The sequence below is a fragment of the Bordetella bronchiseptica genome (genome assembly GCF_900636925.1).
GTDB lineage: Bacteria > Pseudomonadota > Gammaproteobacteria > Burkholderiales > Burkholderiaceae_B > Bordetella > Bordetella pertussis.
Genome location: NZ_LR134326.1, coordinates 349,951 through 372,689, shown reverse-complemented (window position 1 = coordinate 372,689; position 22,739 = coordinate 349,951). Strand labels below are relative to the sequence as shown.

The window sequence follows — 22,739 nt, the reverse complement described above, 5'->3', positions numbered from 1 at the left end:
GGAATAATCGACGGGGCACGACCGGCTGCATCGTCAGGCGGTCCGGCGCTATTGTGGCATAGCGGCATGCCGAAAAGCGCGCCGCCGCGGGCCGCGCCGGCAAACCCCGCCGCTTGTTGCGGGCCGGCAACAGCGTGGGCGGCGCGGCCCCATCGCCGGCCTGGCCGGACGCCTCAGCCGTCCCGGCCGGGCGGCGCCACGGAAGCGCCCTGGATGCCATGGCGCGCCAGCGCCTGGGCCACGAAACCGTTGCCCTTCATGCTCTCGACGAAGGCATCCAGGCAGGCGGCGGCCGCTTCGCCGCGCGCCTTGGGCAGGCCCATCGCCTGCCTGATCACCATGAAGCGTCCCGGCAGCAGCCGCACGCCGCCCACGCGCCGCGCGTCGGCCTGCAACTGCTGCTTGACGCCGGCGGCCACATCCAGCCGCCGGGCCAGGAAGGTGTCGACCACCGCCTGCGAGCTGGCCGCGCGCACGATCTCGGCATGCTGCAGGGCGCGCGTCAGGTGCAGGTCATAGGCGCTGCCCTTGCCCACGGTGACGCGCGTGCCGGCTCGGTCGACGTCTTCGTTGGCCTGCAGCGGGGAGTCGTCGCGCACCAGATAGGCCCCTTCGATCAATACATAGGGGCCGGTGAAGGCAATGCCCGCGCCGCGCGCCGGATCGATGGCGAAAAAACCGATATCGGCTTCTTCCCGGGTGACGGCGTCGACCGACTGCCCGGCGGTGTCGAACACCCGCAGTTCGATGCCGGCGTTCAGGCGCCGGGCGAATTCCCGCGCCAGGTCGACCGACACGCCGACGGCCTGGCCGGCCGCATCGGTGCCGGCCAGGATGGGGTTGCCCAGGTTGATGGCGGCGCGCAACTTGCCGGCAGGCAGGAAGGCCGGGCGCAATTCGGGGTCGATCATCATGGCGGCGCTCGCAGGACGGGGCCGCGCCGCCAGGGCGCGGCCGGATTGAGGTCGAACGCCTATTCTATCTACTCGGGTGCCTGTCCCCGTATGGGGACAGGCACCCGCAAACTTCTCCCATACGGGGACAGGCACCCGCAAACTTCTCGGCGTGCCTGCCCCGCAGGAATCCAGGTGCCTGTCCCCGCTGGGACAGGCACCCCGGGCACCCGCCCGTCAGGCCGCGGCCGCCAGCGGATGCTGGAAGGTGAAGCTGTCTGCGTACAGATGGTCCAGGCTGGCGCCGCGCTCGGCGAAGCGGTGCCTGGCCTGCGCGATCATGGTCGGCGACCCGCACAGGTAGAGCGCGTGCTCGGAAAGGTCGTCGAAGTCCTGCAGCACCGCATCCTGCACATAGCCGCTGCGGCCCCGCCAGCCGGCGTCGGGGCGCGACAGCACCGGCACGAAATCGAACTCGTACAACCGGCCCTGCCATGACGCGATGGCGTCGCGCAGGTACAGGTCGGCTTCGGTGCGCATGCCCCAGTACAGGCTGACCGGCGGACACTCGTCGTCGTCCAGCAGGGATTCCAGCATGGCCTTGATCGGCGCGAGCCCGGTGCCGGTGGCCACCATCACCAGCGGCCGGTAATCCTGCTCGTGGTAGCAGAAAGTGCCCAGCGGCGCCTCGATCTCCAGCGGGGCGCCCGCCTGCGCGGCGGCCAGCCAGCGGTCGGTGAAGCGCCCGCCGGCAATGCGGCGCACGTGGAAATCCAGCCGCCCACGGCGCGGATCGGAGGCCATCGAGAAACTGCGTGTCTGCCCATCGGGCAGCACGATGTTCATGTATTGCCCGGCTCGGTAGTCCGGCCACTGGTCGGGATCGACCTCCAGCGCCAGGTGCGTCACATCGCTGCACAGCGGCGCGATGTGCGCCACGCGGGCGGCGATGCGGCGCGGCTCGGCGAAGGACGGCCCGCTGGCCACGCTGATCTCCAGGTCGGAGCAGGCGCGCGCCTGGCACACCAGGGCATAGCCGCACGCCGCCTCTTCCTCGCTCAGCGCCATGGGCTGCTCTTCGTATTCGACCCTGCCCTCCAGCAGCTTGACGCGGCACGTGCCGCAGCCGCCGAAGGTGCATTCGTGCGCCATCCGGACGTTGGCGCGCGTGGCGGCGTCCAGCACCGACTCGCCGGGCTCGGCGCAGAACTGCTCGCCGGTTTCCATCAGATGAATGCGATAAGCCATGGCGGTTCCGTCGTGCGTCTACTTCTTGATGTCCGCGGCGACCATCACCTTCATGCCGCGCTCGGCCAGCATGTCGGCCAGCGCCTGCAGCGCCGCCACGCCAGCCTTGGTGTCCTGCTCGCCGTTGCCGCCGCTCAGGCCGACGCCGCCGATGACCTCGTCATCGACCACGATGGGAAACCCGCCCACGAACACGGCGAACTTGCCTTCGAAGCTCCACTGGATGCCGAAGGCTTCGTTGCCCGGCAAGGCCGGGCCGTTGGGCGGCGTGTTGAAAAGGTGCGTCGAGCGCTTGTGGCCGGCGGCGGTGAACGCCTTGTTCCAGGCAATCTGCGGACCGGTGATGCGCGCGCCATTCATGCGCTCCAGCGCGATGGGATAGCCGCCGTCGTCGACGATGCAGATCGACTCCAGCACGCCGATCTCCTGCGACTTGGCAATCGCGGCCTGGATCATGACGCGTGCTTCTTCCAATTCCAATCGATAGATCTGTTTCATGTCGTCCCTTCAAACGTATGGGTTTCAGCCGGCGCGATAGACCGTCTTGATCTGCGTGTAGAACTCCAGCCCGATGCGGCCCGACTCGCGGAACGTCGAGGTGCTGGAGCGCTTCAGGCCGCCGAACGGCGCATTGATCAGGTTGCCCGTGGTGGTGCGGTTGATCTTCACCGTGCCGGCCTGGATATCGCGCGCGAAACGGTGCGCGTACTGCGCATTGGTGGTGGCGATGGCCGCGGCCAGGCCGTACTCGGTGTCGTTGGCCTTGGCGATGGCGTCTTCATAGCCATTGACCTCGATCAGCGCGATGACCGGCCCGAAGATCTCCTCGCGGGCGATGCGCATCTGCTGCGTGACGTCGGCAAAGACCGCCGGGGTGAGGTAGTAGCCGCGTTCGTAGCCCGGACCGTCCAGCCGCTCGCCGCCATACAGCAGCCGGGCCTCCTGCTTGCCCACCTCGATGTAGCGCATCACCGATTCGAGCTGCCTGGCGGTGGCCAGCGGACCCAGGTCGAAACTGCCTTCCAGGCTGTTGCCCACTTTCAGGGCCTTGACCTTGGCCAGCAGCTTCTCGGTGAAGGCCGCCTTGACCGGCGCGTCCACCAGCACGCGGCTGGTTCCCGTGCAGGCCTGGCCGCTGAGCGAAAAACCGCCCTTGACGACCAGGTCCACGGCGCGGTCCAGGTCGGCATCGGCCATGACGATCAGCGGGTTCTTGCCGCCCAGCTCCATTTGCGTGCGGGTGGTCATGTCCACCGAGCGGTGGATCTGCTCGCCCGCCGCGGTCGAGCCGGTGAACGACACCGCGCGCACCTGCGGCGCCTGGGTGATCGCCGCGCCGATGGCCGAGGCGCTGCCGGTCACCAGGTTCAGCACCCCGGGCGGCAGGCCCGCCTGCTCGAACGCCTCGACCAGGCGCAGGCCGGACAGCGGCGCATCCGAGGAAGGCTTGAACACCACGGTATTGCCGGTGATCAGCGCCGGGGCGATCTTGCGCGCCGGGATCGACACCGGGAAGTTCCACGGCGAGATCACCGTCACCACGCCCAGCGGCTCGCGCTGGCTGTACACGACCATGTCCGGATCGTCGTTGACGAAGGTCTCGCCGCTGAACGACTGGCCCTCGGCCGCGTAGAAGCGGATGGTCTGCGCCGAGCGCAGGACTTCGTCCTTGGCCAGGTTCAGCGCCTTGCCTTCCTCGCGCGTCAGCTCGCGGCCGAACTGCTCGGCGTGCGCCTCCAGGTAGTCGGCGGCGCGCTGCATCAACGCGGCGCGCTTGGACACGGCCAGGTTGCGCCAACCGTCGAAGGCGGCCTGCGCGGCGGCCACCGCCGCGGCCGCATCCTCGGCCTGCGAGGCCTGGAAGCGCCCCACGATGTCGTCGGTGTCGGCCGGGTTTACGTTGGGATAGGTCTTGCCCGCGGCGCAGGCGACCCATTGCCCGCCGATATAGTTCTTGAACTCGTGGTTCCGGAGATCTTCCACATCAGACCTTTCAGGTTGCGGGCGCCGCCTCGCGGCGGCGCGGTTCAGGCGGCCAGCTTCAGCTTGTCCAGCGACAGCTCGTGCTGCACATAGTCGGTATACAGGGCGGTGGTATAGAGCAGCCGCATCTGGGCGCCGACTTCGCAGATCCGCAGGCAGCGCTGCTGCAGCTCGGGCGTGTTGGCGTGCTCGAGCACGATCTGGTAGCCGCGTTCGCCGTGGATCTCGTCCGAGACGATGTGCAGGTCGAAGAACTCGACTTCCTCGTCGGTAAAGCCGTACTTCTCGCGCAACGTGGGCGTCTGCTTGCGGTAGATCGACGGCACCTGCGACTCCAGGCCGACCACCAGGCCCGCCACCGCCACGATGGGGTCCTCGCGCATGGCGACGGCATAGCACCAGCTCTGCAGGCCGCGCGTGGTGGGCGACATGTTGTCGGGGCTGACCACGCGCTCGCGCGTGGTGCCGCAGGCCTCGGCGAAGCGGATCAGCAGGTCGGTATGGCGGTCGCCGCCGATTTCCTCTTCGTACATATTGGCCAGCAGGAAGTCCTTGGCCTCGGTATAGGTATCGGGCGTACGGCCATAGATATAGGCCAGGTAATCGGCGAACGGGCCGACATAGTGGTAGTGGTTCTCGGCCCAGCGCGCCAGGTGTTCGCGGCTGAGCTGGCCGCTGGCCCAGGCGATGCTGAACGGCGACGCGTTGGCGCTCTTGCCCTTGATGGCGTTTTCCAACGCACTGCGGAATTCTTCTCGGCTCATCAAATCCGACATGGTCTGCTCCTTGTAGATAGCGCTGGCGCAAAGCGCGCTGGCGAGAATGTTTGGATATTGTATACTGTAAGCACTAAATAAAAGCCCGGGAAAACCCGCATCCCGGGCCCGACGCCGCCTCAGGACCAGATCAGGATGGCGGCAATCGTGGACACGCTCAGGGCCAGCAGTACCGGCAGCATCAGGGCGCGCACCATGTCCAGCACGTGCACGCGGGCAAAGCCGGCCACCGCGATCAGCGAGGACCAGGCAATCAGCGTGCCGCCGCCGGTCCATACGGCGCCCATCTGGCCCACCGCGGCCAGGGTCGCCGGGTCGATGCCCACCACCGGGCCCAGGGCGCCGGACAGGGTGCCGGTCAGCGGCAGGCCGGCGAAGCCCGAGCCGTCGATGCCCGTCACCATGCCCACCAGCAGCACGCCGAAGGCGACCAGGTAGTGGTTTTCGGGAATCAGGTGCTGGGCGGCGCTGATCAGGTCGAACAGCAGGCCCGGCGCATGGCCGGATTCCAGCCCCAGGATGGGCGCGGCGGTCTCGGCCGCGCCGATGAAGAAGAAGCCGGCGATGGGCAGCACCGAGCCCATGGCGCGGAACGCGAACACAAAGCCGTCGGTGACATGCTCGGGGCAGACATCGAGCATGCGGCGCGGCCCTTCGGCCGCCAGCGTGGCCAGCATCATCAGCATGAACGCCACCCCGCCCACCAGCGCGGCCGCGTCGCCGCCGCGCAGCGCCGGCAGGCCGGGCACCAGCCGCGGCAAGGCCATCAGCGCGATCACGCCCAGGAAAGCGATGGGCGTGATCAGCGCAAACGCGCGCGACCAGCCAGCCAGGCGCGCCTCGGCCCCGCCCTTGACCGGCTGGCTGGCGCCGCGCGCCAGCTCGGCCTTGTCGAACGAACCCGAACCCTCGATGCGCTTCAGCTCGCCATCCTGCGCGCGCGCCTGCCAGGCCGCCAGCAGCGCCGTATCGCCCGGCACAATGTGCTTGCGCATGAACAGGTAGGTCATCACCAGGGCGATCGCGCCCGTGATGACCGACAGCACCAGCGCCCGGTCGGCCACCACCGCGGCGCTCACCGCCGCGCCCGCCGCCTTGGCGCTGATCCCCGGCGCCACGCCGATGACATAGTCGGACGACAGGGCCATGCCCTGCCCGGCGATGGCGATCGCCATCGCGCCCGCCAGCGGCGGCAGGCCGGCTGCCACCGCCGCCGGCAGCAGGATGGCGCACACCAGCGGCACCGCCGGCGTGGGCCAGAAGAACAGGGACAGGCCATAGGTACAGCCGGCCAGGATCAGGAACGAAGCGTGCCCGTTGGTCATGACGCGGCGCAAGGGCTGCACCATGCGCACGTCGGCCTGCAGCACCTTCAGCGCATTGAGCAGCGCCGTCATGAAGGTGATCACCAGGAAAATATTGAACAGCTCCTTGGCCGCCACGAAGCTGGCGGTGAAAATGCCCACCAGCGCCTGGATGGGACTGCCCGTGAACGCCAGCACGACCAGGAAGGTGCCCAGCACCGACGGAACCACGACATTGGCCCGCAAGACCATCGTCAGAATGATGGCCACCACACTGAGCAGGTACACCCAATGGGCGGCGCCCAGCACGACATCCGACTGCATACCGCTTCCCCTTGTCCACGCACGGGCTGAGGCCCGCGCTCAAACTGTATACTATATTTAGTTTGATTTCCGTCAAAGCGGAAAGCCGGAAAAACTAGGGAATACCATAGCGCCGCCTACCAAGCAGAGGCTGTTTTTCGAGGGATAACCCGTAAAAACCCCTGCATTGATTTGCCGGCGGCAGGTCGTGCCGTTATGATTGCATATCGTATACCAATAAACATCGACCATGCCCTGGCTTGCCTACGCCCCCGACCCCTGGTTGTTCGCCGCCATGGCTGCCACGGTTTTCGTTGCCGCGGTGGCGCAAGGCATAGGCGGCGTGGGCTTCGCCATGCTGGCCGCGCCCGTGGCGGGAATCTTCTTTCCGCAACTGGCGCCCGGGCCGCTGCTTACCCTGGGCGGCTTCGTGTCGCTGCTGACCGCCCTGCGCGAACGGGCGGCCATCGACTGGGCCACGGTCGGCTACACGCTGGTCGGACGCTTCGCCGGCACCCTGGTGGCCGTCTATGCCCTGACCCGCTTCGCCCCGCAGCTGCTATCGGTGCTGTTTGCCGTGTCCATCCTGGCCGCGGTGGGCATCAGCGTGGCTGGCGTGCGCATCAGCGCTTCGCCCGCCCAGATGTCGGGCGCCGGCCTGGCCTCGGGCGTCATGGGCACCATCACCTCGGTTGGCGCGCCGCCGCTGGCCATCATGATGCAGCATTCGCCGCCGCCGCGCCTGCGCGCCACGCTGGGGCTGATCCTGTTCATCGGGGCGTCTTTCTCGCTGACCATGCTGTCGCTGGCCGACCGCTACGGCGTCAACGAGTTCCTGCTCAGCGTCGGCCTGCTGCCGTTCCTGCTGCTCGGCTTCTCCTGCTCCAGCCGCCTGAAGGAGCGCATGCGGCCGGCTACCGTGCGCCGCATCCTGCTGGGCATCTGCGCCATCGGCGCGCTCGTCGTGCTGGCGCGCGCCGCGCTGGGCGCCTGAAGGCGCGGCCGGGCCGCCGCCGGGCGGCTTGCACGGACGGTGTAGCAGAGTAATACAATGGACACTGTATTCACTGTCCCATCTGCTCGCACAACGCCATGGCACTTTCTGGTCCCAGCACGTATCCGCTCGACGCCGGCCATTCCGCCCCTTCGCTGAAAATCGGCGAGCAGCACACGCCTTTGTTCGCCGTCATCCGTGACAAATTGCGCGAACGCATCCTCAGCGGCGAGTTCACGCCGGGCGACCGGCTGATCGAAGGCCGGCTCTCCGACGACATGGGTGTGTCGCGCATCCCGGTACGCGAAGCCCTGCGCGCCCTGGCCGCCGAAGGCCTGGTCACGATCGAGCCGCGCCGCGGCGCATCCGTGGCGGTGCTGTCCGAGGCCATCGCCTACGACATGGTCGAAGTCCGCGCCACGCTCGAAGGCCTGAACGCCAAGCTGGCCGCGCAGCGCCGCGACGACGCCACCGTGACGCGGCTGCGCAAGTTCCTCGACGATGGGACCGAAGCGGCGCGCAGCGACGACCTGCAGCAATTCCTGGCGCTCAACTCGCAGTTCCACGAGATGCTGGCCACCATCGCCGGCAACGTGGTGCTGACCGACCTGATGCGCTCGCTGCGCGACCGCACCGCCTTGCTGTTCGCGCCCAGCAACATGCGACGCGCCAAGCAGAACTGGGACGAACACGCGCAGATCCTCAATGCCGTGATCGCCGGCAACGGCGAACTGGCCTCGCTGCTGGCCACCCAGCACGTCCACAATGCGGCGCGCGCCTACACCGAGGCGCAGCAACAGAACCAGCCCTCGGCGGCCTGAGCGCCGCGCTAGGGCGCCGGCCAGCCGCGCTGGGCGGCCAGGCGGCGGTAGGCGTACCCGGCCAGGGCCACGTCCTCCAGCCCCACGCCCACCGACTTGTAGATCACGATATCTTCATCGGCCTGGCGCGCCGTCGCCCGCCCGGCCAGCACATCGGCCAGTTCGACCACTTTGGCGTCCAGGCCGGTATCCGGCGCGGCCAGCACCAGGTCGCCCGCTTCGGACAGCGTCTGCTCGCGCCACTCCACCACGACCGCCCGCGCGCGGCGCAAGGCCTCGTCGTCCAGTTCCCGCGTATGCGGCAGGCTGGACCCGATCGCCCCCACGAACGCGCCCGCGCGCAATGCCTGCCCGGCAAACAGCGGCGTGGCCGAGCGCGTTGCGGTCACCACGATATCGGCCTGCGCGGCAATGTCGGCGGGCGCGGCCATGCGCGCCGGGACGCCGCAGCGCCGGCCGATGCGCTCCACGACCTCGGGCGAGGCATGAGGGTCATGGACCAGGATGGCCTCCAGGGCAAAGCGCGCGCTCAGCTGCGCCGCATGCTCGACGCCCTGGGTGCCGGCGCCGAACAGCCCCAGCACGCTGGAACGCGGACGGGCCAGCGCGCCGGCGGCCAGCACCGTGCACGCCGCGGTGCGCTTGCGCGTCAGCGTGCCTGCGTCGCACGTCGCCAGCGGCCGGCCGTCGGCGGCCGAGAACAGCAGGATCACGAACTGGAACTGCCCCTTGATCGTGGTGTACACCTTGGCGCCCGCCACGCCCTGGCCGGGAATCACCGCGCCCAGGGTCGACAGCTTCACGCCGCCGGCTTCGGTGCGCACGCGCCGCTGCATGGCGGCCGAGCCCCGGCCGAAGTCCAGGAATGCGGCGTGCAGCACCTCCTGCGCGGCCTGCGGGGTGACCGCGTCCTCGATCATTGCGTCGTCGATGTGCAGCATGCGCGCTCCCTCAAACGGGCTTGGGTTTCTGCCACGACACCTTGATGTCGCCGTTGACGAACGTCTGGCACGCCATGCGGTAGCCGCGCTCGAAATCTTCCGGCGTCAGGTGCCGGCGCTCCTTGGGCTTGATGGCGTCGGTATGCTCCAGCCCCGATTCGATCAGGCACTTGCAGGTCCCGCACAGCCCGCCGCCGCACTTGAAGGGAATGCCGCCCTGCTCCTTGAGGGAAACGCGCAGCAGATTGCTGTTCTCGGGCGCGGTGACGACCTTGCCGCCGTTGGTGATGAAGGTGATTTCGACCATGGTGTTCACGATTGGGTTGTCGGCGGCTCAGGCGTCGCGCCGAACCAGTTCGGCCTGCATGCTGCCAAAGCGCGTCAGATCGGTAAGCGCGTCGCGCGCGCCCTGCAGCGATTCGAATTTCTCCAGGAACTTGGAAGGCACGTGGTTGACCACCGCGCCGGGTCCTTCCTCGACGATCGCCACCTTGGCCTCGCCGCGCAGGGTGGCGATCTGGTAGATGGCCTTGCGCTGCCCATAGAAGAGATAGTCGTACTCCTCCACCACCTCGAACTCGGGCCCCGCCTCGGTATGGAACTGGCCCGGCTTGTTGGTCAGGATCACGTACATGTCAGTCTCCGCCGCCGGCCGGCGCCGCCGCGTCCTGGCGCAGCTCTATATCGTGGGTAATCCACAGCTGGCAAGCCAGGCGATAGCCCTGGGCCAGCCGGTCTCCCAGCTGCTTTTTCTCTTTCCAGTTCGGCTCGGGCAGGTGTTCGCCGCCAGCGAGGATGCGGCACGCGCAGGTGGCGCACTTGCCCATCCCGCACTGGTAGCGCAGGTTCGGATAGGGAAACTGCTTGATCCCGGCGCGCACCACCAGATTGGTGTTGTCCTTCACCTCATCGGTAAAGGTCTCGTCGCCCTTGTGGAATACAACGATAGGCATGGCCGATTCGCGCTCACAATGTCCTGGAATGCCGGGCCGCCATGGGCGGCCCCGCTCGTACCGGCGCCGATACTCGGCAGCCGTTATGAACATTGTATACCGTATGCAGTTTACGCCGGCCTAGGGAATTCACCGATAGGAGCACAGTTCCGCATCGCGCGCCTGCAAATCGCGCCAATTGCTTGATTAGTCTATTGAATCAGGCATATGGACGGCAAAAACCACGGCCATTGTTGTGCAAAGCGGGCCAAGACTGCATCGAAACGGTATTCGATGTACAATTGCTTGGTAGATAAAGCAATAGGTACTAACCATGAAAACCGTTACGCCTCGTATGCAACACACCCGTATCGGCCAGCAATTGCTGCCGCACTTCGCCCAGCGCGCCGAACTGCGCCGCACGATCCCGCTGTTTCCGTTCACGCTGGCCGAACTGCTGGCCCCGCTGCGCCGCAAGGCCGCCAACCGCCCCGGCTCCGACGAGCCCGCGCTCGACGCCCGCTGAGCGCCAGGCCGGCCGGCCTGGCCCGGCGCCCCGGCCCATTTCCCTGCCATGACCTGGCCCGCGCCTGCCCGGCGGCGGGCCGTCGGCGCCGGCGCGCCGGCAGGCACCGGTTGCATGCGCACGGTTTTTATCTAGAATGATAGTGGTTTGCATTATCATCGCGCCTGCCTACCGTGCCCCTCACCTCCCTCGCCCCCCAGGACGCCGTCCACGCGCTGTACCGCGAACATCACGGCTGGCTGCAAAGCTGGCTGCGCAAGAAGCTGAATGATGCCTACGACGCCGCCGACCTGGCGCAGGACACCTTCGTGCGCGTGCTGCGCCACCGTGCCGAACTCGCCACGTTGCGCGAGCCGCGCGCCTACCTGCTGACCATCGCCGGCCGGCTGGTCGTCAACCACTACCGGCGCCGCTCGCTCGAACGGGCCTACCTCGAGGCCCTGGCCAGCCTGCCGCCGGCGCACGCCCCCTCGCCCGAACAACGCGCCCTGATCCTGGAAGCCCTGGACCAGATCGATGCCTTTCTGCACAGCCTGGCCCCGAAAGTGCGCCAGGCGTTCCTGCTGGCCCAGCTGGAACGCCTGCCCTATGCGGACATCGCCCGGCGCCTGCAGGTATCGGTGCGCACCGTGCAGCGCTACATCGCGCAGGGCTACGAGCAATGCATCCTGCTGGCCCCCTGAATCCGCCCGGCGACGACGCGCCGATCGAGCGCCGGGTGGCGCGCGAGGCCGCCCGCTGGCTCGTGCGGCTGGGCTCCGGCCAGGCCAGCGCCGACGAAATCCAGGCCTGCGACCACTGGCGCGCCAGCCATGCCGAGCACGAACGCGCCTGGCAGCGCGCCCGCCGGCTGACGAGCATGTTCGACCGCATCCCGCCGGCCGTGGGCCAGGCCGCCCTGGGCCGCGCGCGGGACCGCCGCGCGATGCTGAAATCCTTGGCCGCACTGCTGGCGGCGCCGCCGGCCGCCTGGGCCGCGCTGCGGGGCGCCCGGAACAGCGGCTGGCTGGCCGACCTGCGCACCGGCACCGGCGAAACCCGCACGGTGGCATTGGGCCCGGGCACGCAGTTGCGCCTGAATACCGGCACCGCCGTCAGCCTGGACGACGGTTCCGGCATGCTCAGCCTGCGCCTGCACCGCGGCGAAATCTACCTCGAAGCCGACCGCCCCTGCCGCGTGCTGACCCGCGGCGGCATGATCCGCACGGAGGCGGCTCACCTCTGGCTGCGCCAGGACGATGCCGACGGCCTGCTCGGCGTGGTGGCCGGGCTGGCCTTCTGGCAGGGCGCCGACAACCGCACCCACTCGGTCGCGGCCGGACAACGCATCGCGTGGCACGACGGCGCCCTGCAGGGTGCGGCGCAAACGCTGGATGGCTCGCCGGACTGGCTGCGCGGCGTGCTGCGCGCCGATGCCATGCGCCTGGACCACTTCCTGCGCGAACTGAGCCGCTACCGCCCGGGTACGCTGCGCTGCGACCCCAGGGTGGCCGGCCTGCGTCTGTCCGGCGTGTTCCAGCTGGCCCACACCGACGACATCCTGCGCGCCCTGCCGGCGCTGCTGCCGGTGCAACTGTCCTATGTAACGCCGTACTGGATCACCGTCGGGCCCCGGCCCGCCGGCGCCACGACGTGAACAAGCGGCCAGCCATGAGCGAAGAACGTCCCTCGGCAAAAAAAATTCCTGTTCCCTGTCCGGTTTCGACGCGCCGGTGGTCATCGACAGCACAAGCACGCTCGTGCCTGCTCTCGATGGGAAAGGAAGATCATGGTTTACGCTTGCGATCAGGGCGCCCGCCGCGCCCGTCCCGCGCCGCCAAGGCGCCCCCAAACGGCACTGGCCATGCGCGGCGCGCTGGCGGCATGCGCACTGGCCGGTACGCTGGCGGCCGCTCCTGCCGCCGCGCAGCCGGCGGCGGCGCCCGCATCGGCGGGCGCGCGCGCCTGGCACATCGACGCCGGCCCCCTGGGCGAGGCCCTGGCGCGCTTTGCCGACCAGGCCGGCATTACCTTGCTGTACGACCCCGCCGCGGTGCGCGGCCGCGCCAGCGCCGGCCTGCAAGGCGTGTACTCGGTGCCCGACGGCCTGGCGCGCCTGCTCGATGGCAGCGGCCTGGACGCGCGCCAGCGCGGCGCCGGCACCTACGTGCTGCAGGCGCTGCCCGCCGGCCCGGTCGCCCAGCTGGCGCCGGTCACCATCGAGGCTGACGGCGTGCGCGCCGATCCCGCCTGGGCCCGCACCGCCACGCGCCGCGAACTCGACGCGCGCCAGGTGCTCGACTGGAACGATATCGGCAAGCGCGTCGATCCCGGCGTCAACTACAACCGCCGCACCAAGAGCATCAACATCCGCGGCCTGGACGAAAACCGCGTGGTCACGCGCATCGACGGCATCCGCCTGCCCTGGCTCGACGACGGCGCGCGCGGCATCCAGGGCGGGCTGAACGCGGTGGACTTCAACACCCTGTCGCGCCTGGACGTCGTGCGCGGCGCCGACTCCAGCGCGGCCGGCTCCGGCGCGCTGGGCGGCCTGGCCGACCTGCGCACGCTCGAACCCGCCGACCTGCTGCGCGACGGGCGCCGCTTCGGCGCGCTGGCCAAGTCCGACTATGACTCGGCCGACGCCAGCTGGGGCCTGAACGCGGCCCTGGCCGGGCAGGTCCACGACGACACCAGCTGGCTGCTGCAGGCGGGCACCCGCAATGGCCATGACCTGGACAACCGCGCCGACACGGGCGGCTACGGCAGCAAGCGCAGCCAGCCCAGCCCCGAGGACTACGCCCAGAACAACTTCCTGCTCAAGCTGCAGCAGCGCATCGACGGCGGCCATCGCCTCGGCCTGACGGGCGAATACTTCAAGCGCCGCGCCGACCTCGACCAGATGTACCAGCAGGGCGCCGGCACCAGCTACCAGTACGGCGCCAACCGCACCCACGAGGAAACCACGCGCAAGCGCGTCTCGCTGGACTACCAGTACAACGCCCCGCAGGCCGGCGCCGCGATCGACAGCGCCCGGGCCATGGTGTACTGGCAGCGTCTGCGGCTGGACAGTTCGCAGGACGCCCGCCGCACGCGCGACGGACGCGCCTACGCCCGCCCCGGCGACCCCTACTTCTACGGCTATCCCAGCGGCCCCTACGGACGCAGCAACTCGATCCAGGAATCGATCCTCGGCGTCAACGGCGAGCTCTCCAGCCGCTTCGAAGGCATGGTGTCGCAGCGCGTGACGATAGGCGGCGAATGGTACGGCAACCGCACCGAGCAGTATTCGGACGGCTACGACAACTGCCCCGCCATCCCGCCCGGCACGCCCGCGCCGATGGGGCCGCGCCTGTGCGACATGCTGCATACCAACCAGGCCGACATGCCCCGGGTCAAGGGCAGCCAGTGGGCCATCTGGGCACAGGACGAAATCGCCTTCGCCGACGGGCGCTACATCCTGACCCCGTCACTGCGCTACGACCATTACGAGCAGAAGCCGCAGCAAGGCGGCGGCTACCAGAACAACCCCAACGCCGGCGCGCTGCCGCCGCCGTCGTCGGGGGGCCGCTTCTCGCCCAAGCTGCTGGGCACCTGGAAGGCGCGCGAGGCGCTGACGCTGTATGCGCAATACGGCTTCGGCTACCGGGCGCCGTCGGCCACCGAGCTGTACACCAACTACGGCGGCCCGGGAACCTATCTGCGCGTGGGCAATCCCTCCTTGAAGCCCGAGACCAGCAAGGGCTGGGAGCTGGGCGCCCGCCTGGGCGACGATCAGTTGGGCGGCGCCGTGTCGCTGTTTGACAACCGCTACCAGAACTTCATCGACAAGAACGTGCCGCTGGGCAAGGGTTCGCCGCAATGGCAGCCGGCCTGGGACGGCCAGTACCCGCTGGGCGTCACCGGGCTGGCCAACCGGGCGCGCGTGCGCATCTATGGCGCCGAAGCCTCGGCGCACTGGCGGTTCGCGCCCAACTGGCGCACCTGGGGCTCGCTGGCCTGGGCCGTGGGCAAGGACGAAAACACCGGCCAGCACCTGAATTCGGTGCCGCCGCTCAAGGCCATCCTCGGCCTGGGCTACCAGCGCGACGAATGGGGCATCGACGCCATGCTGACGGCCGCCACGCGCCGCGACGACGTGCAATACCCCGAGGCCTGCGCCAGCGCGCGCTACGCCGATTTCCAGGCCCCGGGCTACGGCGTGGTGGACCTGTCCGCCTACTGGCGCCCGGCCGCCGTCAAGGGCCTGCAGCTGCAGGCGGGCGTGTTCAACCTGTTCGACAAGAAATACTGGGAAGCCATCAACGTGCCCACGGCGGGCGCCATTGCGATTCCGCGACCGTTAGACTGGTACACCGAGCCAGGCCGCAGCGTGCGCGTATCGTTGACCTACCAGTATTGAACCCGGCGCGCGGCGGCCGCCGGGCTGCCGCGCCAGAACCATACCCTGGAGAATGCAATGACCGAACCGACCTTTGCCACCCGCGCCGCGGCGCTGCGCCAGCGCAACGACGAGCTGGCCGCCAGCCAGCCCGGCCAGCGCGCCCGCAACCTGGCCCAGGCGCTCGGCGTCTCGGAAGCCGAATGGATCGCGGCCGGCTGCAACGGCGCGCGCGTCACCGCGCTGCGCGGCAAGCCGCAGGCCATCTTCCGCGACCTGGGCGAGCTGGGCGAAGTCATGGCCCTCACCCGCAACGACTGGTGCGTGCATGAACGGCACGGCCGCTACGAGGACATCCAGGCCGAGGGGCCGGTGGGCCTGGTGCTGGGGCCGGATATCGACCTGCGCGTGTTCTTCAACTGTTGGGCCAGCGCCTGGGCCGTCGAACAGGACGGCCACACCAGCCTGCAATTCTTCGACGGCGCGGGCGTGGCGGTGCACAAGGTGTACCGCACCGAAGCGACCGACGGCGCGGCCTGGGAGGCGCTGGTCGCCCGCTACGCGGGCGAGCCCGAATGGCCCGAGCCGCAGCCCTATCCGCCCGCCGACGACGCCGCCGCCGTGGACGATCCGGCCGCGCTGCGGCGTGACTGGCTGGCCATGCAGGACACGCACGAGTTCTTCCCGCTGCTGCGCAGGCTGAAGGTCGGGCGGCTGGCGGCCCTGAAGGCCGCCGGCGCCGACCTGGCGCAACAGGTGCCGGCCGAGACGGTCGAGCGCATGCTGACGCAGGCCGCGGCCAGCGGCCTGTCCATCATGTGCTTCGTCGGCAACCGCGGCATGATCCAGATCCACACCGGTCCGGTCGAGAAGCTGCGCCGTACCGGCCCCTGGTACAACGTGCTGGACCCGCGCTTCAACCTGCACCTGAACACCGAGACCGTCGATTCGGCCTGGGTGGTCAGCAAGCCCACCAGCGACGGCTGGGTCACCTCGCTGGAGCTGTACACGGCCGGCGGCGAGCTGATCGTGCAGTTCTTCGGCGAGCGCAAGCCCGGCAAGCCCGAACTGACCGCCTGGCGCCAACTGCTGTCTGGCCTGTGCGGCCAGCCGCTGGCCGAGTGAGGCAGGCCATGAAGCGCTTGCTGGCATGGCTATTGGCGATGGCCTGCGCCGGGGCCGCGGCGCAGGGCGCGCCGGCGCGGCGCGTCGTCACGCTGGGCGGCACCGTTACCGAAATCGTCTATGCGCTGGGCCAGGGCGGCCGCCTGGTCGGCGACGACCTGTCCAGCCTGTACCCGCAGGCGGCCACGCAACTGCCGCGCATCGGCTACTACCGGGCGGTGCCGGTCGAGGGCGTGCTGGCGCTCGAACCCGACCTGGTGCTGGCCTCCGAACAGGCCGGACCGCCCGACGCCATCGAGCGCCTGAAGGCGGTGGGCGTCCGTGTCGCGGTCGTCTCCGACCAGGCGTCGGTGCAGTCGCTGCATGCGCGCATACGCGCCATCGCCCAGGCGCTGGATGCCGTGCCCGAGGGCGAGCGCCTGGCCGCCCAGCTCGATGCCGAGCTGGCCCGGGCCGAGGCGCTGCCGGCCTCGGGCGCGCGCGCACTGCTGCTGATGAACCGCACCGGCACGCCCCTGGGCGCCGGGCGCGACACCGCGGCGGACCTGCTGCTGCGCCTGTCGGGGCTGGCCAACGCGCTGGCCGGCCAGGAGGGCTACAAGCCCGTGTCGGCCGAAGCGCTCGGGGCGCTGGCGCCCGAGGTCATCGTGGTGACCGCGGCCTCGCTGGCGGCATCGGGCGGCCTGGAGAAGCTGCGCGCGCAACCAGGAATCGCCGCCACGCCCGCCGCGCAACGCCAGTGCATCGTGGTCATGGACGACCTGCTGGCGCTGGGAACCGGCCCGCGCCTGCCGCAGGCGATCCGCCAACTCAAGGAGACGCCTTGTGTCGCTGGCCACGGCACCCCGCCCGCCCGCTAGCCGGCGCCATCCGGTCGCGCTGCTGCTGGCGCTGGGCGCTGCCTTGCTGGCGGTGGCCGTCCTCGCCGCCGCCAGCGGCGCGGTGCATATTCCGCTGGCCGACCTGGCGCGCCTGATCGGCGGCGACAGTACGCCGCGCGATGCGCTGTGGCGCAACGTGCTGTTCGACATCCGCCTGCCGCGCGTGCTGTTCGCGGCCACCGCGGGCGCGGCGCTGGCGATCTGCGGCGCGGCCATGCAGGCGCTGTTTCGCAATCCGCTGGCCGAGCCCGGGCTGGTGGGCATTTCGGCCGGCGGCGCGATGGGCGCGGTGCTGGCCATCGTGCTGACTTCCGGCGGCTTTGCCATCACGGCGCCGGCGGCCTTCGCCGGCAGCCTGCTGGCTACCGGCTGCGCCTACGTGCTGGGACGCCGCGCGCATGGCGTGGCGGGCCTGCTGCTGGCCGGCATCGCCATCAACACGGTGGCCGGCAGCGTGATCGGCCTGCTGACCTTCATGGCCTCGGACGCGCAACTGCGCGACCTCACGTTCTGGAGCATGGGCAGCCTGGCCGGCGCGCGCTGGTCGCTGCTGGCGTTTCTGGCGCCCTGGACCTTGCTGTGGTCGTGGTGGCTGATGCGCCAGTGGCGCGCCATGAATGCCCTGCTACTGGGCGAGCGCGAGGCGCACCACCTCGGTTTCGCGCTGCGCTCGGTACGGCGGCAACTGGTGCTGGCCACCGCGCTGATCGTCGGCCCCCTGGTGGCGGCCACCGGCGGCATCGGGTTTGTCGGCCTGGTCGTGCCCCACCTGATACGCATGACGCTGGGCGCCGACCACCGCTGGCTGCTGCCCGCCTCGATGCTGGCCGGCGCCCTGGCCCTGACGCTGGCGGACTGGCTGGCGCGGGTGGTCATCGTGCCGGCGGAACTGCCCATCGGACTGGTCACCAGCCTGGTGGGCGGCCCCTTTTTCCTGTGGCTGCTGGCGCGCGGCCGCCGTCTCTGACCGCAGCAACGCCCATGACCCTGCAAGCCCGCAATCTGACCTTGGCGCGCGGCGGCGCGCCCATCCTCACCGACGTGTCGCTGACGCTGGCGCCCGGCACGCTGGTGGGGCTGCTGGGCGCCAATGGCGCCGGCAAGTCCACCCTGCTGGCGGCGCTGGCCGGCGAACTGGCGCCGCGCTCGGGCCAGGTCTTCCTGGGCGATGCGGACCTGGCGACGTTGAACGCGCGGCAGCTGGCGCGCCGCCGCGCCGTGCTGCCGCAAAAACCCTCGCTGTCGTTCGACCTGGGTGTCAGCGACGTGGTCGGCATGGGCGCCTATCCGTTTCCGGAACTGGATCCGGCCGCCGTGCGCCAGCTGGTGCGCGACGCGCTGGAGCAGGCGGGCGTGACCCACCTGGCGCAGCGGCGCTATCCGCAGCTGTCCGGCGGCGAGCAGCAGCGCGTGCAGTTCGCGCGCGTGCTGGCGCAGTGCCATGCCATGCACGCGCCCGGCCAGACCCGCTACCTGATGCTGGACGAACCCATTTCCAACCTGGACCCCAGGCACCAGATGGAATTGCTGGCCACGGCGCGGGCGCTGGCCCACGAGGCCGGCATGGGCGTGCTGGTGATCGTGCATGACATCAATCAGGCGGCGCGCTGGTGCGACACGCTGGCGCTGCTGGCCGATGGCCGGCTGGCCGCGCTGGGGCCGCCCGCCGACGTGCTGACGCCGGACCACATGCGGCGCGTCTATGGCATCGAGGCCAATGTGCTGGCGCATCCCACCCTGCCCGGCCGCCTGCTGGTGCTGGCGCGCTGAGCCTCAGGCGCCGGTTTCGAGTTGGCGCAGCCAGGCCTGGGCGGCGTCGAGCTCGTGCTCGCTGAACACGCGCACGCCGGCGCGCGTCAGGCAAGCCGCCGTCACGCCTTCGCGCGCGATGCGCGCGCCGCTGAAACTGCCGTCGTACGTGTACCCGCTGCCGCACGACGGGCTGCCCTCCTTGAGCACGGCAACGCGGATGCCGCGCTCGCGCACCAGCGCCAGCGCCTGCCGCGCGCCCTCGACGAAAGCGGCGCTGACGTCGACGCCCGAGGCCTCGCGCACCTGCGCCAGGCCGTCGAGCACCGCGGCGCCCCCGGCGCCGGCGGCGATTTCCGCCGGCGGACGCGGCGTGGGCAATCCGCCGGCGACTTCCGGGCACACCGCCACCACGCGCCGCTCGGCCTGCCAGCGCGCCAGCACCGGATGTCCGGTCGCGGCATCACGTCCGTCGTAGCGCACCGGCCGGCCCAGCAGGCAGGCACTGACCAAGACCCATTCCATCGCGGCTCTCCCGGCGCCCGGCGGGCGCCACAGCCGCTACTGTAGCGCTGTCGCGCCGCCCCCGGCGCGGGCGCGGGGGCACGGCCGAATTCGGACGCAAGCCGCCGGAGGCCGGCGCGGCCGCGCGGCGCTAGACTGGCCGGTATGGATACTTGCCCGAACACGGTGCAGGCGCGCATCGGCGCGCTGGACTGGCCGGCCCTGGAAACCGCGCTCGATGCGCGCGGCGCCGCCGTCGCGCACGGCCTGCTGGATGCGCGCGAATGCGGCGAGCTGGCCGCCCTGTACGCACAGCCGCGGCTGTTCCGCAGCCGCATCGTCATGGCCCGGCACGGCTTCGGCCGCGGCGAGTACCAGTATTTCGCCTATCCGCTGCCGCCGCTGGTGGCGCAGCTGCGCACGGCGTTCTATCCGCCGCTGGCGGCCGTGGCCAACCGCTGGAATGCGGCGCTGCGCGACCCCATGCGCTATCCGGCGCGGCATGCCGACTGGCTGCATACCTGCCACCAGGCCGGCCAGGCGCGCCCCACGCCGCTGCTGCTCAAGTATGGGCCGGGCGATTACAACTGCCTGCACCAGGACCTGTACGGCGAACGGGTGTTCCCCTTGCAGGTGGCCATCCTGCTGTCGCGGCCCGGCCGCGACTTCGACGGCGGCGAGTTCGTGATGACCGAGCAGCGCTCCGGACACGCGGCGCGCGCCGAGGTCATGCCGCTGGCGCAGGGCGACGCGCTGGTTTTCGCGGTCAACCGGCGGCCGGCGCAAGGCGCGCGCGGGCTGGTGCAGGCCAGCCTGCGCCATGGGGTGAGCGAACTGCGGGCCGGCCAACGCTATACGATAGGCATCATCTTCCACGACGCCACCTGAGACGCAGCGCCATGCAAGCCGACCTCTTCGACGCCGAGCAAACCGGCATCCGCACGCGCCTGGGCGAGCAGGCGTGGGTGCTGCGGGGTTTCGCCCTGCCCTGGCTGGACGCCTTGCTGCCCGCCTTGCGCGCGGTCATCGCGCAGGCGCCGCTGCGCCATATGGCCACGCCAGGCGGTTTCACCATGTCGGTGGCGCTGACCAATTGCGGCGCGCTGGGCTGGACCACCGACGCGCACGGCTACCGCTACCGGCCCGACGATCCGCAGACCGGCTTGCCGTGGCCGCCGATGCCACAGGCGTTTGCGCAACTGGCGCGCGAGGCGGCGGCGCAGGCGGGCTTTGCCGGCTTCGATCCCGACGCCTGCCTGGTCAACCGCTATGCGCCCGGCGCGCGCATGTCGCTGCACCAGGACAAGAACGAGCGCGACTTCGGCGCGCCCATCGTGTCGGTGTCGCTGGGCCTGCCCGCCATGTTCCTGTTCGGCGGCGCGCGGCGCGACGAGCGGCCCGCCCGCATACCGCTGCTGCACGGCGACGTGGCCGTATGGGGTGGCGTGGACCGGCTGCGCTACCACGGCGTGATGCCGCTGGCCGAGGGCCAACATCCGCTGCTGGGCCGCCAGCGCATCAACTTCACGCTGCGCCGCGCCGGCGCCTGAATTCGGCCGCAAGCGCCGGGATGCGCGGCACGCGCGCGCCGCATACAGTCAAGGCGCCATCAAACCAGGAGCGCATCATGCATTTCTTTCAGGCCCAACTCGAATCGCCCCTCGGCGCCCTGAGCCTGGTCACCGACGACCGGCAGCAGGTACGCGCGCTGGAGTTCGCCGACTCGCCGCAACGCCTGCGGCGGCTGCTGCACCTGCACTACGGGACATACACCCTGCGCGAGGCGCCGGCCCCGGCGGCCATCGCCGCGGCGCTGGCGCACTACTTCTCGGGGCAGTGCGACGCGCTGGACGGCATTGCCACCGCCACCGGCGGCAGCGCGCTGCAGCAGCGGGTCTGGCAGGCGCTGCGCCGGATTCCGGCCGGCGAGGTCACCAGCTACGGCGCGCTGGCGCGGCAACTGGGGCATGACGACCGCCAGGCCGCGCGCGCCATCGGCGGCGCCAACGCGGCCAACCCCATCGCCCTCATCGTGCCGTGCCACCGCGTCATCGGCAAGGATGGCGCGCTCAAGGGCTATGCCTGGGGGCTGGAGCGCAAGCGCTGGCTGCTGGCGCACGAGAACGCCGCGGCGGGGCTGTTGCGCGAGGCCGGCTGAGCCGTTTGCAACGCCGGCAACGGCGCCATATACAAGCGGGCAAGGACGTTGTACCGTCGCGGAACTTCTTCTCCCGCATCCTGGCGCCCGCCGCATGTACCGCACCGACCGCCTCTACAGCCCCCCTGCCTGGCCTGTAACCCGCTGGCTGGCCGATCCCGGACGGAACGTGCCGGACGACATCCGCCAGGCGCTGCTCGCAGGCCTGTTCGGCACGATTTCGATCTTCGTGGGCGGCGTGCTCAACAGCGTGCTGGTGGCGCTGATCATCGCCATCCGCCTGCCGCAGGCGCCGTTCATCGCATGGCTGGCGTTCGAGCTGGCCTGCTGCCTGGCGCGCGCCGTCGTGCTGGTGTCGGCGCGCCGCGCCGCCGCGGCCGGCCGGCCCACCCATACCGACGCCTATATCGTGCTGACCGTGCTGTGGGCGTGCAGCGTGGGCTACGGCACGCTCATCAGCGTGGCCAGCGGCGACTGGGTCGCGGCGATCCTGGCCTGCCTGTCCGCCGCCGCCATGGTGGGCGGCATCTGTTTCCGCAATTTCAGCGCGCCGCGCCTGACCGCGCTGATGATCTGCGTGAGCCTGGGGCCTTGCACCACCCTGCCCTGGTTCACCGGCGAGCACAGCCTGTGGATCGTCAGCGTGCAATTGCCGCTCTACCTGGCCAGCATGACGGTGGCGGCGTACCGCTTCAATCGCATGCTGGTGGCGACCATGCAGGCCGAACGCGACAGCGACCGGCTGGCGCGGTGCGATGCGCTGACCGGGCTGCTGAATCGCTTCGGCCTGGGCTTCGCGCTGGAGCGCGCCGTGGCGGCAACGCGCCGCGACGGAAACGAGTTCGCCCTGCTGTACCTGGACCTGGATGGTTTCAAGTCGGTCAACGACACCCACGGCCATGCCGCCGGCGACCGGCTGCTGCGCGACGTGGCGGCGCGGTTGACGGAGCTGGCGCCGGCCGACGCGGCGATCGCGCGCATCGGCGGCGACGAGTTCGTGCTGCTGGTGCGGGATTGCGACCAGGCCTGCGCCACCGCGTTGGGCGATCGCATCGTGGCGCGGATCTGCGAGCCTTACGACCTGGGGACGCCGCGCCCGGTCCGCATTGGCGGCAGCGTCGGCATCGCGCTGGTGCCCCGCCATGGCCAGGAGATGACGGCCATCCTCAAGGCCGCCGACCGGGCGCTGTACCTGGCCAAGTCGGCCGGCAAGTCGCGCACCGCGCTGGCCGCCTGAGCGG

25 protein-coding genes are annotated in these 22,739 nt (G+C 70.2%); 14 read left to right on the top strand and 11 right to left on the bottom strand.

What is annotated here, in order from left to right:
* Window positions 1-173: 173 nt before the first annotated feature.
* From EL288_RS01765 to EL288_RS01740, 6 genes are all read right to left on the bottom strand, one after another.
* Window positions 174-914 (bottom strand): ABC transporter substrate-binding protein, encoded by a 741-nt coding sequence (locus EL288_RS01765; RefSeq protein ID WP_003815414.1) that lies wholly within the window; start codon window positions 912-914, stop codon window positions 174-176.
* 216 nt (window positions 915-1,130) lie between these two features.
* Window positions 1,131-2,141 carry a 2Fe-2S iron-sulfur cluster-binding protein gene (locus EL288_RS01760; RefSeq protein ID WP_003815415.1) on the bottom strand — a complete coding sequence of 337 codons (1,011 nt, stop codon included), beginning with the start codon at window positions 2,139-2,141 and terminating at the stop codon, window positions 1,131-1,133.
* Between the two features lie 18 nt (window positions 2,142-2,159).
* On the bottom strand, window positions 2,160-2,639 hold the full coding sequence (locus EL288_RS01755; protein ID WP_126621887.1) for a GlcG/HbpS family heme-binding protein: 480 nt from the start codon (window positions 2,637-2,639) through the stop codon (window positions 2,160-2,162).
* Between the two features lie 24 nt (window positions 2,640-2,663).
* Window positions 2,664-4,124 carry an aldehyde dehydrogenase family protein gene (locus EL288_RS01750; protein ID WP_003815417.1) on the bottom strand — a complete coding sequence of 487 codons (1,461 nt, stop codon included), beginning with the start codon at window positions 4,122-4,124 and terminating at the stop codon, window positions 2,664-2,666.
* Between the two features lie 44 nt (window positions 4,125-4,168).
* Window positions 4,169-4,900 (bottom strand): TenA family transcriptional regulator, encoded by a 732-nt coding sequence (locus EL288_RS01745; protein ID WP_003815418.1) that lies wholly within the window; start codon window positions 4,898-4,900, stop codon window positions 4,169-4,171.
* Between the two features lie 119 nt (window positions 4,901-5,019).
* Window positions 5,020-6,528, bottom strand: a complete 1,509-nt coding sequence (locus EL288_RS01740; protein ID WP_126621886.1) for a hypothetical protein — start codon at window positions 6,526-6,528, stop codon at window positions 5,020-5,022.
* 229 nt (window positions 6,529-6,757) lie between these two features.
* Here EL288_RS01740 and EL288_RS01735 point away from each other — a divergent pair, with 229 nt between their 5' ends.
* Both EL288_RS01735 and EL288_RS01730 read left to right on the top strand, forming a co-directional pair.
* Window positions 6,758-7,501 (top strand): sulfite exporter TauE/SafE family protein, encoded by a 744-nt coding sequence (locus EL288_RS01735; RefSeq protein ID WP_003815420.1) that lies wholly within the window; start codon window positions 6,758-6,760, stop codon window positions 7,499-7,501.
* 98 nt (window positions 7,502-7,599) lie between these two features.
* Complete coding sequence (locus EL288_RS01730; RefSeq protein WP_003815421.1) at window positions 7,600-8,322, top strand: GntR family transcriptional regulator; 723 nt, start codon at window positions 7,600-7,602, stop codon at window positions 8,320-8,322.
* A gap of 8 nt (window positions 8,323-8,330) precedes the next feature.
* Here EL288_RS01730 and EL288_RS01725 read toward each other — a convergent pair whose 3' ends face one another.
* The 4 genes from EL288_RS01725 to EL288_RS01710 are packed head-to-tail and all read right to left on the bottom strand — an operon-like array spanning window position 8,331 to window position 10,216.
* Window positions 8,331-9,263, bottom strand: a complete 933-nt coding sequence (locus tag EL288_RS01725; RefSeq protein WP_003815423.1) for an ornithine cyclodeaminase family protein — start codon at window positions 9,261-9,263, stop codon at window positions 8,331-8,333.
* A 10-nt stretch (window positions 9,264-9,273) separates the two neighbouring features.
* Window positions 9,274-9,579, bottom strand: a complete 306-nt coding sequence (locus tag EL288_RS01720; protein ID WP_003815425.1) for a 2Fe-2S iron-sulfur cluster-binding protein — start codon at window positions 9,577-9,579, stop codon at window positions 9,274-9,276.
* A gap of 18 nt (window positions 9,580-9,597) precedes the next feature.
* Window positions 9,598-9,897 (bottom strand): hypothetical protein, encoded by a 300-nt coding sequence (locus EL288_RS01715; protein ID WP_003815427.1) that lies wholly within the window; start codon window positions 9,895-9,897, stop codon window positions 9,598-9,600.
* Between the two features lies 1 nt (window position 9,898).
* Window positions 9,899-10,216: a 2Fe-2S iron-sulfur cluster-binding protein gene (locus EL288_RS01710; protein ID WP_003815429.1), complete on the bottom strand. Its 318-nt coding sequence runs from the start codon at window positions 10,214-10,216 to the stop codon at window positions 9,899-9,901.
* Between the two features lie 334 nt (window positions 10,217-10,550).
* Here EL288_RS01710 and EL288_RS01705 point away from each other — a divergent pair, with 334 nt between their 5' ends.
* From EL288_RS01705 to EL288_RS01670, 8 genes are all read left to right on the top strand, one after another.
* A complete protein-coding gene (locus tag EL288_RS01705; protein WP_225665520.1) occupies window positions 10,551-10,721 on the top strand; it encodes a hypothetical protein in 171 nt (56 codons plus the stop codon).
* 173 nt (window positions 10,722-10,894) lie between these two features.
* Window positions 10,895-11,404 carry a sigma-70 family RNA polymerase sigma factor gene (locus EL288_RS01700; RefSeq protein ID WP_003815434.1) on the top strand — a complete coding sequence of 170 codons (510 nt, stop codon included), beginning with the start codon at window positions 10,895-10,897 and terminating at the stop codon, window positions 11,402-11,404.
* A gap of 35 nt (window positions 11,405-11,439) precedes the next feature.
* Window positions 11,440-12,357, top strand: a complete 918-nt coding sequence (locus EL288_RS01695; RefSeq protein WP_003815436.1) for a DUF4880 domain-containing protein — start codon at window positions 11,440-11,442, stop codon at window positions 12,355-12,357.
* A gap of 132 nt (window positions 12,358-12,489) precedes the next feature.
* On the top strand, window positions 12,490-15,102 hold the full coding sequence (locus EL288_RS01690) for a TonB-dependent receptor (protein WP_003815438.1): 2,613 nt from the start codon (window positions 12,490-12,492) through the stop codon (window positions 15,100-15,102).
* 57 nt (window positions 15,103-15,159) lie between these two features.
* Window positions 15,160-16,206, top strand: a complete 1,047-nt coding sequence (locus tag EL288_RS01685; RefSeq protein ID WP_003815440.1) for a hemin-degrading factor — start codon at window positions 15,160-15,162, stop codon at window positions 16,204-16,206.
* Window positions 16,203-17,066 carry a heme/hemin ABC transporter substrate-binding protein gene (locus EL288_RS01680; RefSeq protein ID WP_003815441.1) on the top strand — a complete coding sequence of 288 codons (864 nt, stop codon included), beginning with the start codon at window positions 16,203-16,205 and terminating at the stop codon, window positions 17,064-17,066. Before EL288_RS01685 ends, EL288_RS01680 begins: the two co-directional genes overlap by 4 nt.
* A 43-nt stretch (window positions 17,067-17,109) precedes the next feature.
* The gene (locus tag EL288_RS01675) at window positions 17,110-18,054 is read left to right on the top strand and encodes a FecCD family ABC transporter permease (RefSeq protein WP_003815443.1); all 945 of its coding nucleotides are present in this window, start codon (window positions 17,110-17,112) and stop codon (window positions 18,052-18,054) included.
* A 14-nt stretch (window positions 18,055-18,068) separates the two neighbouring features.
* Entirely contained in the window at window positions 18,069-18,857 is a 789-nt protein-coding gene (locus EL288_RS01670) for a heme ABC transporter ATP-binding protein (protein WP_003815444.1), read from the top strand.
* 3 nt (window positions 18,858-18,860) lie between these two features.
* Here EL288_RS01670 and EL288_RS01665 read toward each other — a convergent pair whose 3' ends face one another.
* Window positions 18,861-19,361, bottom strand: a complete 501-nt coding sequence (locus EL288_RS01665) for a DUF523 domain-containing protein (RefSeq protein WP_003815447.1) — start codon at window positions 19,359-19,361, stop codon at window positions 18,861-18,863.
* Between the two features lie 144 nt (window positions 19,362-19,505).
* Here EL288_RS01665 and EL288_RS01660 point away from each other — a divergent pair, with 144 nt between their 5' ends.
* From EL288_RS01660 to EL288_RS01645, 4 genes are all read left to right on the top strand, one after another.
* Window positions 19,506-20,228, top strand: a complete 723-nt coding sequence (locus EL288_RS01660; protein WP_003815449.1) for a 2OG-Fe(II) oxygenase — start codon at window positions 19,506-19,508, stop codon at window positions 20,226-20,228.
* 11 nt (window positions 20,229-20,239) lie between these two features.
* Window positions 20,240-20,890, top strand: a complete 651-nt coding sequence (gene alkB / locus EL288_RS01655) for a DNA oxidative demethylase AlkB (RefSeq protein ID WP_003815451.1) — start codon at window positions 20,240-20,242, stop codon at window positions 20,888-20,890.
* Window positions 20,891-20,910: 20 nt separating this feature from the next.
* Window positions 20,911-21,498 (top strand): methylated-DNA--[protein]-cysteine S-methyltransferase, encoded by a 588-nt coding sequence (locus EL288_RS01650; protein WP_003815453.1) that lies wholly within the window; start codon window positions 20,911-20,913, stop codon window positions 21,496-21,498.
* 94 nt (window positions 21,499-21,592) lie between these two features.
* Window positions 21,593-22,735 carry a GGDEF domain-containing protein gene (locus EL288_RS01645; protein WP_003815455.1) on the top strand — a complete coding sequence of 381 codons (1,143 nt, stop codon included), beginning with the start codon at window positions 21,593-21,595 and terminating at the stop codon, window positions 22,733-22,735.
* Window positions 22,736-22,739 lie beyond the last annotated feature (4 nt).

Coding starts and splice junctions, on each gene's coding strand:
- EL288_RS01765 (WP_003815414.1), bottom strand. CDS start 914: ATGATGATCGACCCCGAATTGCGCCCGGCCTTCCTGCCTGCCGGCAAG.
- EL288_RS01760 (WP_003815415.1), bottom strand. CDS start 2,141: ATGGCTTATCGCATTCATCTGATGGAAACCGGCGAGCAGTTCTGCGCC.
- EL288_RS01755 (WP_126621887.1), bottom strand. CDS start 2,639: ATGAAACAGATCTATCGATTGGAATTGGAAGAAGCACGCGTCATGATC.
- EL288_RS01745 (WP_003815418.1), bottom strand. CDS start 4,900: ATGTCGGATTTGATGAGCCGAGAAGAATTCCGCAGTGCGTTGGAAAAC.
- EL288_RS01740 (WP_126621886.1), bottom strand. CDS start 6,528: ATGCAGTCGGATGTCGTGCTGGGCGCCGCCCATTGGGTGTACCTGCTC.
- EL288_RS01735 (WP_003815420.1), top strand. CDS start 6,758: ATGCCCTGGCTTGCCTACGCCCCCGACCCCTGGTTGTTCGCCGCCATG.
- EL288_RS01730 (WP_003815421.1), top strand. CDS start 7,600: ATGGCACTTTCTGGTCCCAGCACGTATCCGCTCGACGCCGGCCATTCC.
- EL288_RS01725 (WP_003815423.1), bottom strand. CDS start 9,263: ATGCTGCACATCGACGACGCAATGATCGAGGACGCGGTCACCCCGCAG.
- EL288_RS01715 (WP_003815427.1), bottom strand. CDS start 9,897: ATGTACGTGATCCTGACCAACAAGCCGGGCCAGTTCCATACCGAGGCG.
- EL288_RS01710 (WP_003815429.1), bottom strand. CDS start 10,216: ATGCCTATCGTTGTATTCCACAAGGGCGACGAGACCTTTACCGATGAG.
- EL288_RS01705 (WP_225665520.1), top strand. CDS start 10,551: ATGCAACACACCCGTATCGGCCAGCAATTGCTGCCGCACTTCGCCCAG.
- EL288_RS01690 (WP_003815438.1), top strand. CDS start 12,490: ATGGTTTACGCTTGCGATCAGGGCGCCCGCCGCGCCCGTCCCGCGCCG.
- EL288_RS01685 (WP_003815440.1), top strand. CDS start 15,160: ATGACCGAACCGACCTTTGCCACCCGCGCCGCGGCGCTGCGCCAGCGC.
- EL288_RS01670 (WP_003815444.1), top strand. CDS start 18,069: ATGACCCTGCAAGCCCGCAATCTGACCTTGGCGCGCGGCGGCGCGCCC.
- EL288_RS01665 (WP_003815447.1), bottom strand. CDS start 19,361: ATGGAATGGGTCTTGGTCAGTGCCTGCCTGCTGGGCCGGCCGGTGCGC.
- EL288_RS01660 (WP_003815449.1), top strand. CDS start 19,506: ATGGATACTTGCCCGAACACGGTGCAGGCGCGCATCGGCGCGCTGGAC.
- alkB (WP_003815451.1), top strand. CDS start 20,240: ATGCAAGCCGACCTCTTCGACGCCGAGCAAACCGGCATCCGCACGCGC.
- EL288_RS01650 (WP_003815453.1), top strand. CDS start 20,911: ATGCGCGGCACGCGCGCGCCGCATACAGTCAAGGCGCCATCAAACCAG.
- EL288_RS01645 (WP_003815455.1), top strand. CDS start 21,593: ATGTACCGCACCGACCGCCTCTACAGCCCCCCTGCCTGGCCTGTAACC.